Source organism: Tolypothrix sp. PCC 7712 (assembly GCF_025860405.1).
GTDB lineage: Bacteria > Cyanobacteriota > Cyanobacteriia > Cyanobacteriales > Nostocaceae > Aulosira > Aulosira diplosiphon.
The window spans coordinates 2,924,479-2,937,142 of the sequence record NZ_CP063785.1; the positions used below are offsets into that span (position 1 = coordinate 2,924,479).

Consider the following 12,664-nt stretch of genomic DNA (forward strand, 5'->3'; position numbering starts at 1 on the left):
AGAGGTTCAGATCCCCGACTTCTTCAAGAAGTCGGGGATCTTGTTTATCCTAACTTTTTCTTGTTCATTTCATCCGATCGCTTTTCCTCAATCTTTTTCACCCCTTCTCCCACATCGGGATTTAAAATCCGTTCACTCAACTTCGCTAAAATCGCTTGGCGTAACTGCTGATCGTCAGGTAATTCTGCCAAAATTTTGTCAACAATCTTTTCAACCTGCGATTCTCTACCATGATCTACCCATACCATTTGATGAATTTCCTGACCATCAGGACGAGTCATGGTAATCCGTCGCGCTTCAAAACCTTCTCCTTTGGCGGCGACTTCTTTTTGTAAAGCTTCCAGATTTTTAAACCGTCGCACCAAATCCGCTAACTTCATTTCAAATGCAGTCGCATCATCATCTGTCCAAGATTCAGCGGGTTTATCCGCCACAATCATCACCAAAGCTTCTAACCACTGAGAATCACTCTTGCTTTCATCCGATGCAGCACGAATAAAGCGTTTTAGTAGCGGCTCAATACATTTCCCTGCTAAATAATTCGCCCTGACTCGCAAATCTTCCCTGAGTTTTGTTTCCTGGCTTCTCACACCAAAGGCTTCATAAATGAGTTTCTGACAATCGCTTAATAAGCGATCGTAAGCTGTATGAATTTCTCTGAGGGCGTGAACTAATTTAGTCCGTAAAGTTTTCGCAGTTACACCATCATCGCCAGTTTCAATCCCTATTGAGGGTAAATTACAAGCTGCTGGTAAGGCCTTAAACAACAATTCATCTGGTTCGACAGTAGTTTGTAATGCTTTTAAAATTGCTCTTGGTTCTGCTGCCAAATTGCGGGTTTGTTGAGTATATTTAGGCAGTTTTTTAACAAATTGATAAAGCGGAGTCACAACTGTTAACAAGGTGGCGTTACGCACTTTACCTAATTTTTTTAACTGAGGATTGCGTAAAATTGCTTCTAATTCTTTGAAGACTTCTGCCCTTAATCCAACTACTGCAAAATATTTAACTGCAAATCGTTCAGGATATTTTACTAATAACTCAAAATGTTCAGTTCCTAATACAGGAATAAATGTCCCATCTTGATACAATCCCAAATCATCAGCATGGTGTAAAAGTACAGCCGCCAAAATTACCGGAACTGCACCCTGTTTCACACCGAATGGAGGTGTAGCTAAATGCTGATATAGCAAATCAAAGGTTTGGCTTTTTTCTGTAGCTGCTAAACAAAAATCCTCAACTGCTTCCCACAGAGAATTTAACCCTGAGTTTTCTGATGGGGGATAAAAATCCCAATATCCTTCTTCCTGACGATGAATCCCTGTTTCTTCTAACAGAGAATAATACATACTAACTTCCGGCCCATAACCTTCTAAGCCTAATTTCTCTTCATTTTGATGTTCCAACATTGCTTGAATCAATTCACGTCTAGCTTTCGCCCCTTGAGAGGTTAAATCACGACGGTTAATTAATTCATTCCACAAAATGGGACTGCGATGATAAACGCGATCGCAAATCTCAGAAAGCTTACTATTAAAATCGCTAATGTTGTTCAGCTTTTCAACTTGTCCTTGAATCCAACATTGCTGATTTCCCCCAATACTAAAGGACTGATTAAGGGTTTCATCTAAAAATTCTTCAGCTTCTTGTAGGCGATAATTTACCTCTTTGCGTGCTACCCCATCAGTTTGTAACTCTTTGGCTGTTTTTTTGATATTATTCAAAGCCACAAATTCTAGGGTACGAATTCGCAAAATATCTAAGTTAGCTGCACTCAAAATTACTAATGGTTTCCCATTGCTAGTTGTGGAAGGAACAGAGATAGGAAGTTCTTCATCTACCCAATACCCCACAAAACCATCAGCATCCAAACTATTACAGCTTAATTTGCTCAAATCTTGGGATTTATCTAAATAATGCCGTTCAAAATAACGCAAAGTCCCTGTTTGATAACTGTGACGTTGTGCGACTAAAGGCTTAAGAGGACGGTGAATAGATAAGAGTTTTACTAAAGGCGATCGCTCTTGTTCTATATATATACTTAACTCACTGTCAACATTAAAATCAGAACCTTGCCAAATTCGCAATTCATCTAACTGACGACGATGAGTAATAAGATTTTGTTTTAACAGTTTATCAATAATTTCCTGCCAATAATTAATCTCTGCTGCTGAGGGAATATTGCACATTGCTAAAGAGACTAAAGTTCTTGTCGCCCTCATCGAACCTGTAACTGTAATCAGGTTCAGAACACCAATAGTTTTTAGTACCCTGAGACTATCTTCTTCTAATCGTTTCGCATCATTAATTAAATCTTGAACTTCCACCCATCTTTGCAAATTAGGACGAGAAGCTAAACCCATTCCCGCAGATTCAATAAAATAATCATAAACTTGGTACAATTTCAGACAAGGCCATTCATGGTTTTTCAGTGTGACTGTTTCTAAGAAATTCCGAAACGATAATGGTTCGCTACTAGTTAAAAATGTGAACAAAGAACGGTCATTTTGAGCATATTTTTGACAAAGGCTTGGTAACACCAAAGCCGATAAAGGATGTAATGGATAAACTTTTTGGATAATTTGCTCCGTTACTTCTTCATCTGCCAGCATTGATTCTAAATTTTCAAACCATTCCAGAGCATAAGTATGGGTGGCAATCCTAATATTATCTGCTGCTGTTGACGAAGTCTCTCGAAGAGAAGAGTTAATTGCTTCACCAATCAAACTCATCATTTGTCCAGATGATTCAGTAAAAGAAATATCTTCAAATCTCCCCTGAATTTTCGCCCATTCGTTCTTTTGAATAGTTGCTAATCTTTGCCCATATTCTGCAAAAGCCTGGTGTAAAATTCCTAAAATATAAATAGGATTTTTTTGATTTTTTGGTAATTCAGCTAATTGTTGTAAAAGATATAAATCTTCATCACCTTGAGCATGAGCAGCATACTCTAAATTCTTTCCTAGTTCGTCAATTACCAGGAAAATTCCACTTTGAGATTCCGCAGCTAATGCCAACACTAAATTAGGAATTTCTCTACTATCAAGCTTACCACCCTCATTAATTTCCGCTTCTAAATCTACTAATTGACGCACAGTATTAATTTTGTTTCTTTGGCTAGGAGTCCAAAAACTATTAATGCCTGTTAATAAAGCTCTAATAATGGTGTGGCTAATCGGTTCTCTTTGTCCTGTAGCTACAGCCCTAATTAATCCTGTCGGGTGAATTTTTTCCTCAATTAATTGATAAATATCACTATCTTTACCTAATTTATTTTCAGCTATTGATAAAGCTTTAAGATGTATTTGACTTTGAGAATTAGCAGCCAGAGAAATTAAATAATGAGCAAAAGCAGATTTCCCAGTACCGTAAACACTGGTTAAAGTCCAAGCCCTATTTCCTTCATCAGAATTAAAACTATTTACAATACGTTTTAGAGAATCAATTGCTCTTTTAGTTAGCACATAACCCTCTAAAGCTTCCACACTATCTAAATCTCTTTCTAAATTAATTGAACGAGAATAGCGACGCTGGAGGCTAAAATAGTGGGATAGCTTTTTGTTAGTCATATTTTTACTCATTTTCATTAGGAATTATAATAATTATCTAAAATTTCCGCAGCTACAACATCTGGTTCATTAGGTAATGATAACTGAATGAGTCCAGCAGTATCTTCCAAAACTATCGTATTAAATTCTTTAGCAACTGTTTCAATAGCTGCACATAAAATATTTTCCGTCAGTTTAAATACCATCCCTGGACTACCTTCATCATAAAGTAACTTACGAATAGTAATTGTATTGCTATCTTGATTTGCCCAACTCGCATATTCTAAACAAGCTGCTACTATAATCGATTCTGGTAAGTTAGACTTTGAGCCAATTTTAAACTGATAACTTTTGCCGAAATTACGAATTAAACCTAATTCGTTAAACGGACAATCTATAGAATCTTCAATTGGGGTATTATCTCTAATCAAATCCTGTGCTGAATACATTCGTAAAATACAATTGACATCTTTGATAAAAGAAGAATCAGCAATGGTTTTATTGAAACTTTTAATATAATCCTTCAAACCTGCTAAAATATCTTCTTTGGTAAAATCTAAATCTCGAAAAACATTAAAAATATAATACCAAGCCGCCGCTTCACAAGTAGGCTTTAACAAATTCCAATGTAATAGCCATAAAGATGCCGGATCTTCTAAATAAGAGTCCCAACCATTGTTTCCTAACAGTTTTTCTCCAAATGTTGTTGGTAAGCTATTTTTATCAATAATTTTGAAAGCACTACACCAATAGCGAATAGCTCGTACCATATTTTTACCAACGCCCAGACGTACAGGTGCATCATCTTGTAAGAAAATACCTGGATTTCTCTGAGCTGCATCGAATCCTTTTTTCAACCAACCAAACCGAGGGTGAAAAGTTTCATGGTTGGCAAATACTGGATTGACTGGACTTTCCAGATTTTTTAAATTCAGAGTCGTTTGGATCACGATGAAATGGTTATAATAGCAACTATTTTATTTATTATGACTCAAAGTAGACACAATTTATTTACTATTATTAAAAATATTTTATTAATATCATTAAAACCTCAATATTTTGCATAATATATTGATTGAAAATAGTAACTAAACCGAATGTATACTCCATTGTTTACACGAAATTTTAAATATATATACAACTTATTTTTAACTAAAAAAATACGTTATTGCTAACTTGAAATCAAGGAATATTATTTAAGTTATGAGGTTAATTACCAATTGCATACAGACAAAATCAACCGTCATGAAATCATACTTACTCAACAATATTTTCTCTATTTAGTCAAGTAAGTTGAGTCAGCAAACTTCACCCTAGAGTTTGTCCATAGTCTATGCACTGCTCTAGTTCCTGATCAAAAGTTTTAAGTCTCGCTTCTACTATTGGTAACTACAAGGCTTTGTATCCTAAGAAGCTTGGTTTAATGTCTCTTATAATTCACCAAGGACATTAATCTGTCAACACGACAAGAAATGAGTGAATGTACAAAACGAGCGCGGAGGAATTTGAACCCCCGACCCACAGATCTGGAATCTGTTACTCTATTCCCTAAGCCACCCGCCCTTAATCTTTTCGATGAGAACAAGTTGAGGATAAAATTTGCAGATGAGAAGTGCGATCGCACTCCTCAAGCTTAAAGATAACTGGCGGGATCTACAGGTGTGCCATTACGCCTTACTTCAAAATGCAGGTGAGGCCCGGTAGATAAACCAGTGGAACCCACAGCCGCGATCGCTTGTCCGCGTTGTACTCCTTGTCCTTCGGAAACGAACAATTCGCTGGTATGACCGTAAAGTGTAGTAATACCGTTGCCATGGTCGATAATTACAGCTTTTCCATAACCGCCATACCAGCCAGCAAAAATTACTGTTCCCGAATCAGCGGCGCGAATTGTACTACCATAACTAGCGGCAAAGTCTAGCCCAGCGTGAAAGCGACGATAGCCGAGAATTGGGTGTATTCGCCAACCAAAAGGACTGCTAGTAGGTGCATCACTGGGATATGCGAACATCCCTGTGCCGCGAATAATCACGCTTTTACTGTTGCTGTTGGTTTTCGCTTGTGCTTCTGCAATCTTTTGTTGAATGAGAATTTCTATATTTTTGGAATCTTGTTCTAGTTGGTTTTGTGCTGCTTCTAAAGCCAAGCGATCGCTATTCAGGCGTTCAATTAACTCTGATTGTGACTGCGCTTGCGCTTGATAATCAGCTTTCTGCGCTAGTAATTGTAGACGAATCAGCGCTATTTCGTTTTTTTGCTGCTCTACTGCGGTTTTTTGTTGACTAATTAACTTGGCTTTTTGATTAAGTTTTGCCAAAATTTGCCGATCTGCTTGGTAGACCAACTTTAGCTGATGACGACGGCTGATAAAATCACTAATATTTTCACTTTGCAGTAAGATTCCCCATCCCTGGCTAGCAGGCGATCGCTGCAGAAAGCGCAATCGTGCAACTGTGGCTGCTTGTTGCTCTTCATAGGAAATTTCTGCTACATCTAAATCAGTCTCCAATTCTTGCAAGCGTTGATTAGCTTGGTTTAAGCGCAATTCCGTATCTTGAATGTGGCTATCAGTGGTTTGCAGATTTTGTTGTAACCCATTGAGGCGATTTTTTGCGGCTTCTTGCAGATTAGTTAAGCGATCGCGTTCTTGAACTACATTCTGACGTTGTTGCTGAACTTGTTGCTGCTGCTGCTTGAGGGTATTAATTGATGGTGTATCAGTTGCATAGATTGGCAAAGCTAGAATTAATGTCAAAAAAATGACACATAAAATCCCAGACAATACCATTTGCCACCAATACCAAAATCTCTTGTTCATGGTGTGAAATTGCCAAAAGCGATGACTCCAAGCCAACACCATGAGGATGATTTTCAAAATCCGGCCCACCTACTCAAACTTAATTTAATCTGTATCAACTTTTTCAGCCAAGTTTTAACACAGACTCATGGTAATGTCATTGGTGTTGAGGAGTAGGAGATGAGGGAGATGAGGGGGATGAGGGGGATGAGGGAGATGAGGGAGATGAGGGAGATGAGGAGGATCAGGGTAAAAGGAGACAAGGGGAAATAAACATTACCAATTACCCATTACCCATTACCCATTACCAATTACCCATTACCAAACACCAAACACCAAATACCAAACCCTAAATTAATTTATATGAATACTCGCAAAGCAATTCTTCTAATTACTTTAGTTATGCCTGGTTTAGCAGTGGTGGGAATATCGCTGTATTGGTTTATTTTGGATTATGACGCGCTAGGAAAAGCTGAAAACAATGTAGAAAGGCTAGCAAAAAATGCAAAACTTAGTTATGGGCAGTTAGATTACGCCTATCATCGGACTTTAGCGCATCGCATTAATGTATTTGCTGATGGGACATGGGGATTGCTGGGAGGAGTAATTACAGCAATAGGTATACATGGGCTAGCAACTGTTCGAGAGCAAAATGGGAGCAAAGAAAAATCAGTTTCAGATAAGTGATGAGTTGTGAGCAACCCAAACTCGATATTTGTCGGTTAAGGGGAAAAAGGGGAATGGTTCAAGGGAAAGAAAAAACCCTTTAACCTTTCCCCCTTAACCAATTTTCAGTTCAAAACGCTTAACTGAGTAGTTATTGATCCCACACTTCTGGCTGACTGAATTGTGGGAGTTTGTCAGTTATTTACCAAACACAGTACCGAGAGAACGGGCAATGTTTTGTGGTTGCATTGCATCCATTGCGGCTGTCGGTTCGTAGCCACAGTGCATCATGCAATCGGCACATTTGGGATTACCACTGGCGCGGCCGTATTGGCTCCAATCGGTTTCTTCTAGCAATTCCTTAAAGGTGGCGTAATAACCATCACCAAATAGGTAACAGGGTTTTTGCCAACCGAAAACGCTGTAACTAGGACTACCCCAAGGTGTACATTCATAGTCTTTCTCACCAGTGAGAAAGTCTAAATATAAGGGGTTGTGATTGAAGTTCCAGTTTTTCTTGCCTGCTTTCTGGGGAGCCAAGATTTCCCGGAATAAGGCGTGTGTTTGTTCACGCTGGAGAAAATGATTTTGATCTGGTGCTAATTCGTAGCTATAACCAGGAGAAATCATCATTCCATCTGTATTCAGAGTTTCTAGAAACTCAAAAAACTCATGCATTTCTTTGGGGTCAGTACCATCAAAGATGGTGGTGTTAGTTGTGACGCGAAAACCCCTAGCTTTAGCAGCACGAATGGCTTTAACAGCAATATCAAAAACGCCTTTGCGATCAACAGATTTGTCGTGTAAATCGCGCATTCCGTCTAAATGAACGCTGAAGGTGAGGTAAGGGGAAGGTTGAAATTTATCGAGGCTTTTTTCTAATAACAAACCATTGGTACACAAGTAAATATATTTCTTGCGTTCCACTAATCCCCGCACAATTTCATCAATTTGGGGATGCATTAGCGGTTCTCCCCCAGGAATGGAAACCACTGGTGCGCCGCATTCTTCCACAGCAGCAAAGCACTGTTCTGGGGTAAGATTTTGTTTTAATATTTCCGGTGGATGCTGGATTTTACCACAACCATTACAAGCTAAGTTACACCGAAAAAGCGGTTCTAACATTAATACTAAAGGAAAGCGTTTGCGTCCTTTCAACCGTTGTGTAACTAGATATTTCCCAATATCTATAGCTTGTTGTAGATTAATTGCCATTACTTCTGTTCACTCCTCTGTTGGTTAAAACACCACTAATAACAATTCGTAATTTGTAATTCGTAATTCGTAATTACGAAAATCCTAGAACATTTATTTGACCCTCCGAATTTTAGATTTTAAATTTGGGACTTCGTTGTGAGCGCTCAGTCGAACGATTTTGTATTGTTTTTGTTGCAAGCACAGCCTTGGGTGGAACAAATATCAAATTGTCAATCTAAAATCCAAAATCCAAAATCTAAAATTGGTTGACGTAGCCTTGGCTAACAAACCAATCAACAGCATCTTTGAGGGCTGTGGTGAGGGAAGATTGGCGTAAGCCTAATTCTCTGACTGCTTTGGATGCATCGTAGTACATGGGTTGTTGCGCCATGCGTACACCATCTAAGGGTACTGAGGGCGATTTACCAAATGGTGCGAGAATTTTTTCATCTATCCAAGCAGCAGTTAGGGGTAGCCAAGCAGGTACAGCCTTTTGCGGGGCTTTTAAACTTGTGATTTGGGCAAGTTGTTCTAAAAGTTGCTTCAGAGTAAGATTTTGATGCCCTAAGATATAGCGATCGCCTGATTTACCTTGCGTTAATGCTAGTAAATGACCCTTGGCTACATCTCGCACATCAATAAAATTCAAGCCAGTATCCATGTAAAAGGGCATTTGTTGCCGCAAAAACCGCAGGATAATATCCCCTGTGGGGGTAGGTTTAATATCCAAGGGCCCAATTGGGCTGCTAGGATTGACCACAACGATTTCCTGACCTTTACTAGCTGCTTGCATTGCTACCTGTTCCGCCAGAAATTTTGACTTTTTGTAGTGACCAACCAATTTCTCTAAGGGACTCTGATGAGTTTCATCTACGACTTTACCAGATTCCCCGACCCCAATTGCGGCGACAGAACTGGTATATACAGTGCGTTCAATTCCAGCTTGTTGGGCTGCGGTTAAAACGTTGCGCGTACCTTGGACGTTGTGGCGGTAAAGTAGCTCTTGGTCTGTTTGCCAAAGGGAATAATGGGCTGCAACATGAAACAAATATTGACAACCCTGCATTTTCTGCGCCAAATCGCCATCATTGAGATCGCCCTTGACAATTTCTACCTCTAGCCCTTGGAGGTTTTGCAGGTTGCTGCTAGGGCGTACCAGTGCTTTGACTGTATATCCTTCTTGTAACAGCAACCTTACCAAATGGGCACCAATAAAACCAGTACCCCCGGTTACAAAAACCCGCATCAATTGTTACCCCGCTTTTTGAACCGAGGAAACCAATCATCTAAGATGACGTAGACCACAGGCACAACAATTAAACTTAGGACAGTGGAACTAACTAAACCACCAGCGATCGCAACAGCCATAGGCGATCGCAATTCTGAACCTGCTCCCAACCCCAAGGCGATGGGTACCATGCCTAAAATTGTCGCCGCAGTGGTCATCATAATTGGTCTGAGGCGCACTGGCCCGGCTTTGAGGATAGCTTCTTTCCGTTCTAGTCCTGATTTCCGCAATTGATTGATGTAATCAACAATCAAAATGGCATTTTTATTGGCGATACCCAACAAAAATACAAAGCCAATCAGGGAAATCATGCCGAAGTCACTCTTAGTAATTAACAGTGCCAACATCGCCCCTACTATAGCTAAGGGCAAAGAAACGCCAATTACTAAGGGGTCTACCCAGCCTTTAAACAGCCAAATTAGTACTACTACAATACACAGTGCTGATAAAGCTAAGGTAGTGCCAAAGCTGCCAAACACTTCTCCTAAACGGGCAGAGTCGCCGCCTAAGTCTAAGGAAACACCTTTTGGTAACACTGCTTTAGCTACTGATACAACTTTGTCAGTAGCATCACCTAAAGACATATCCTTGCCCAGGTTGGCGCTAATATAAGCCACACGCTGATTATTGAGACGCTCAATTTGAAAAATCTGATCGCTTTGATTGTTATCACCTGTAACACTTATATCAGCGAATCCTGGCAATTTTACTAAGCGGTCTTTAATATCTTTAGCTGCCTTACCTAGTGCTTTGAGGTCATTCCCTCTTAAGGCTAATTGCAAAGGTTTTTGCCCACCAGTATCCACAAATTGAATATCTTCTACGCTGGTAGTCACCCCAGGCAGATTGGGCAAAGAGGAACGAAATTGATCCTGCAGTTCCGCAGTGGTGATTTTGCGGTCTTCCTTCAGTTTCACATACAGGGTACCTTTATTCGGCTCACCCTCCCGGGAACCCACGGTAGTAAATACAGTTGCCACAGCAGGCGATTTTCTCACCACCTCTTCCAACTTTCTCGCAACTTGCAAAGAATCGTCTAGGGGGTTGGGGATTGGGGATTGGGGAACTCGGGGCCCCCTCTGGGGATAAGGGGTAATGGGGACTGGGGACTGGGGACTGGGGACTGGGGACTGGGAATTGGGGATTGGGGATTGGGAATTTATATTTCCCCCTGCCCCCTGCCCCCTGCCCCCTGCCTCTTGTCCCCCTGCTCCCTGCCCCCCTGCCTCCTGCGCTGCTCTCAAATGCTCAGGTAAACTCAACAACGGGGCGGTGTAGGTAATGTTAAATTCGCCGCGATCGAGTTTGGGAATAAAGCCTTTGGGAATCATGGGAATGATGGCGATACCCCCAATGAAGCTGATTAAAGCTAACCCCATGACAATTCGCTTGTGATCCAAAGACCAACTCAGCAAATCGCGGTAACTTTGAGCAAAGCGAATCCATAGATGAGATTCGCGGCGACGGGAACGGGAAGAGGGAGGTTTGAGCCAATAAATCGACAGTACTGGCGATAAAGTTCTGGCGACTAGCAATGAAGCTAGCATGGCAGCAGAAACAGTAATTCCAAATGGCTTGAAAAACTGACCAATAACTCCCCCCATCAACCCAATGGGCAGAAATACTGCTACGGCGGTGAAGGTGGCGGCGGTAACTGTCAGCCCAATTTCATTGGTAGCAGCAAGTGCAGCTTGACGGGGAGTTTCGCCGTCCTCGACGTGCCGCATGATGTTTTCTACATCCACGATCGCATCATCGACAATACTACCAATTACCAAAGCTAGGGCTAACAGGGTGATGGTTTCTAAATTGAAGCCAAAAAACGCCATGACGATAAATGTCGCCAACAAAGATGTGGGAATCGCCAAGGCGGAAATTAACGTGGCTTGCCAGTTCCATAAAAATGGAAATATCACCACTACCGACAAGACTATAGCTTCAATCAAAGCATCGATTGTGGAATGGGTGGCGTTGCGGATATACTCAGCCTGCGTCGCAGCTAAGGTGAGTGTGACATCTTTCAGGGAAGTCCGCAGCTTTTGCACTTCTTTCTCAACGCGGCTCACCACCTCTAAAGTATTGGCGGTACCTTTTTTGATGACCTGAAATGCTAAAGCATCTTTACCATTAAAGTGAACTAAAGTAGCCCCGCCTGTAGGTAAATCCCCTGCATTCGCTGATAACTGGGGAGGTGATGTATGAGCGGTACCTAATAGTGCTACTTTTAACACCCCTGGCACCTTAGCGATCGCGGGAACTATTTGGTCTTTTGCCAATTTCGTCAAATCCGTAAGATTCCCTGAGGAACTCTCGATGGCGTAACTAATGGCAGCTGACTCATTCAAGTTCAGCGGAATAATTTTGTAATTTGCTCCCTGAGTCAGGGTTAACTTTTTCAGCGCTTTTTCTACTTGGCGAGTTGAAGAGTCGAGGTTTGTGCCAACTACAAAAGACAAACTCACAGCAGTTTGCCCTGGATAAGTCGATGAGCGGATATCCTCAAGTCCTTCCAGAGATTGCAAACCTTTTTCTATTGGTTGAGTCAGTTTTGTCTCCGTATCCAGAGCCGTTTCTATAGGGGCGGTAGCATTTACCACCACGACAGGAAAGGTAATATCTGGAAACAAAGCATACTTGAGGGAGCTGAAAGCTAACAGTCCAGCTACCGTCACAGCAATCCAAAAACCTACCGTCAACCACGAAAATTCAATCGCCAATCTAGAAATATTAAAACGCTCTCGTGCGGATTTTGAGCTAATAGGCTTGACCATCTTGGAAAATCATCGTGCGGGTGACACAATTATTAGTCATGCTACAGTACAACACCCAAAGTTTGCGAATTATATCTACCGTCAGACTGCAATATTGCTTAATTTCAATTACTGCCTTTGGCGATGCCGATCCCAGTGGTACTGGTTTCACCGCTACCGGGGCTAGTACTTTCACCGACGACCTCACCTTAGAAAAGTTTCTGAATGTACGTATCCAAGAAAATCATCTGCGTATGAGTAAGTATGATTCCCGATTGCTCAAGCCAGAATTAATCCCGAAGCTAGCTAGGATGGCGTTACGCACTTTGCAATTCATTCTCCGCAAGCGGGTTGAGGGGATTGGGGACTGGGGACTGGGGATTGGGGACTGGGGATTAGGGAGATGAGGGGGATGAGG

Annotated in this window: 8 protein-coding genes and 1 tRNA gene; 2 read left to right on the forward strand and 7 right to left on the reverse strand. The window is 41.1% G+C overall.

The annotated features are described in order from the left end of the window. Positions 1-44 precede the first annotated feature (44 nt). The 4 genes from HGR01_RS11995 to HGR01_RS12010 all read right to left on the reverse strand — a co-directional run bounded on the left by HGR01_RS11995 (position 45) and on the right by HGR01_RS12010 (position 6,336). Positions 45-3,569 (reverse strand): hypothetical protein, encoded by a 3,525-nt coding sequence (locus HGR01_RS11995; protein WP_045871796.1) that lies wholly within the window; start codon positions 3,567-3,569, stop codon positions 45-47. Positions 3,570-3,586: 17 nt separating this feature from the next. Continuing rightward, a complete protein-coding gene (locus tag HGR01_RS12000) occupies positions 3,587-4,498 on the reverse strand; it encodes a DUF4007 family protein (RefSeq protein ID WP_194007898.1) in 912 nt (303 codons plus the stop codon). Between the two features lie 540 nt (positions 4,499-5,038). Next, a tRNA-Trp gene (locus tag HGR01_RS12005) sits at positions 5,039-5,111 on the reverse strand. A 70-nt stretch (positions 5,112-5,181) separates the two neighbouring features. Then, positions 5,182-6,336 carry a murein hydrolase activator EnvC family protein gene (locus tag HGR01_RS12010; RefSeq protein ID WP_228045702.1) on the reverse strand — a complete coding sequence of 385 codons (1,155 nt, stop codon included), beginning with the start codon at positions 6,334-6,336 and terminating at the stop codon, positions 5,182-5,184. 372 nt (positions 6,337-6,708) lie between these two features. On the opposite strand from HGR01_RS12010, the gene HGR01_RS12015 reads away from it, so the two are divergent. After that, a complete protein-coding gene (locus HGR01_RS12015) occupies positions 6,709-7,032 on the forward strand; it encodes a hypothetical protein (RefSeq protein ID WP_045871733.1) in 324 nt (107 codons plus the stop codon). 177 nt (positions 7,033-7,209) lie between these two features. On the opposite strand, the gene hpnH is transcribed toward HGR01_RS12015, so the two are convergent. The 3 genes from hpnH to HGR01_RS12030 all read right to left on the reverse strand — a co-directional run bounded on the left by hpnH (position 7,210) and on the right by HGR01_RS12030 (position 12,267). Next, on the reverse strand, positions 7,210-8,226 hold the full coding sequence (hpnH, locus tag HGR01_RS12020; RefSeq protein ID WP_045871732.1) for an adenosyl-hopene transferase HpnH: 1,017 nt from the start codon (positions 8,224-8,226) through the stop codon (positions 7,210-7,212). Positions 8,227-8,464: 238 nt separating this feature from the next. Continuing rightward, positions 8,465-9,454 (reverse strand): hopanoid-associated sugar epimerase, encoded by a 990-nt coding sequence (gene hpnA, locus HGR01_RS12025; RefSeq protein WP_045871731.1) that lies wholly within the window; start codon positions 9,452-9,454, stop codon positions 8,465-8,467. Further along, entirely contained in the window at positions 9,454-12,267 is a 2,814-nt protein-coding gene (locus HGR01_RS12030) for an efflux RND transporter permease subunit (RefSeq protein WP_045871730.1), read from the reverse strand. The genes hpnA and HGR01_RS12030 overlap by 1 nt, the downstream gene beginning before the upstream one ends. A gap of 14 nt (positions 12,268-12,281) precedes the next feature. On the opposite strand from HGR01_RS12030, the gene HGR01_RS12035 reads away from it, so the two are divergent. Next, a complete protein-coding gene (locus tag HGR01_RS12035; RefSeq protein ID WP_096622342.1) occupies positions 12,282-12,653 on the forward strand; it encodes a hypothetical protein in 372 nt (123 codons plus the stop codon). Positions 12,654-12,664: the final 11 nt, after the last annotated feature.

Coding starts and splice junctions, on each gene's coding strand:
- HGR01_RS11995 (WP_045871796.1), bottom strand. CDS start 3,569: ATGACTAACAAAAAGCTATCCCACTATTTTAGCCTCCAGCGTCGCTAT.
- HGR01_RS12010 (WP_228045702.1), bottom strand. CDS start 6,336: ATGGTATTGTCTGGGATTTTATGTGTCATTTTTTTGACATTAATTCTA.
- HGR01_RS12015 (WP_045871733.1), top strand. CDS start 6,709: ATGAATACTCGCAAAGCAATTCTTCTAATTACTTTAGTTATGCCTGGT.
- hpnH (WP_045871732.1), bottom strand. CDS start 8,226: ATGGCAATTAATCTACAACAAGCTATAGATATTGGGAAATATCTAGTT.
- hpnA (WP_045871731.1), bottom strand. CDS start 9,454: ATGCGGGTTTTTGTAACCGGGGGTACTGGTTTTATTGGTGCCCATTTG.
- HGR01_RS12030 (WP_045871730.1), bottom strand. CDS start 12,267: ATGGTCAAGCCTATTAGCTCAAAATCCGCACGAGAGCGTTTTAATATT.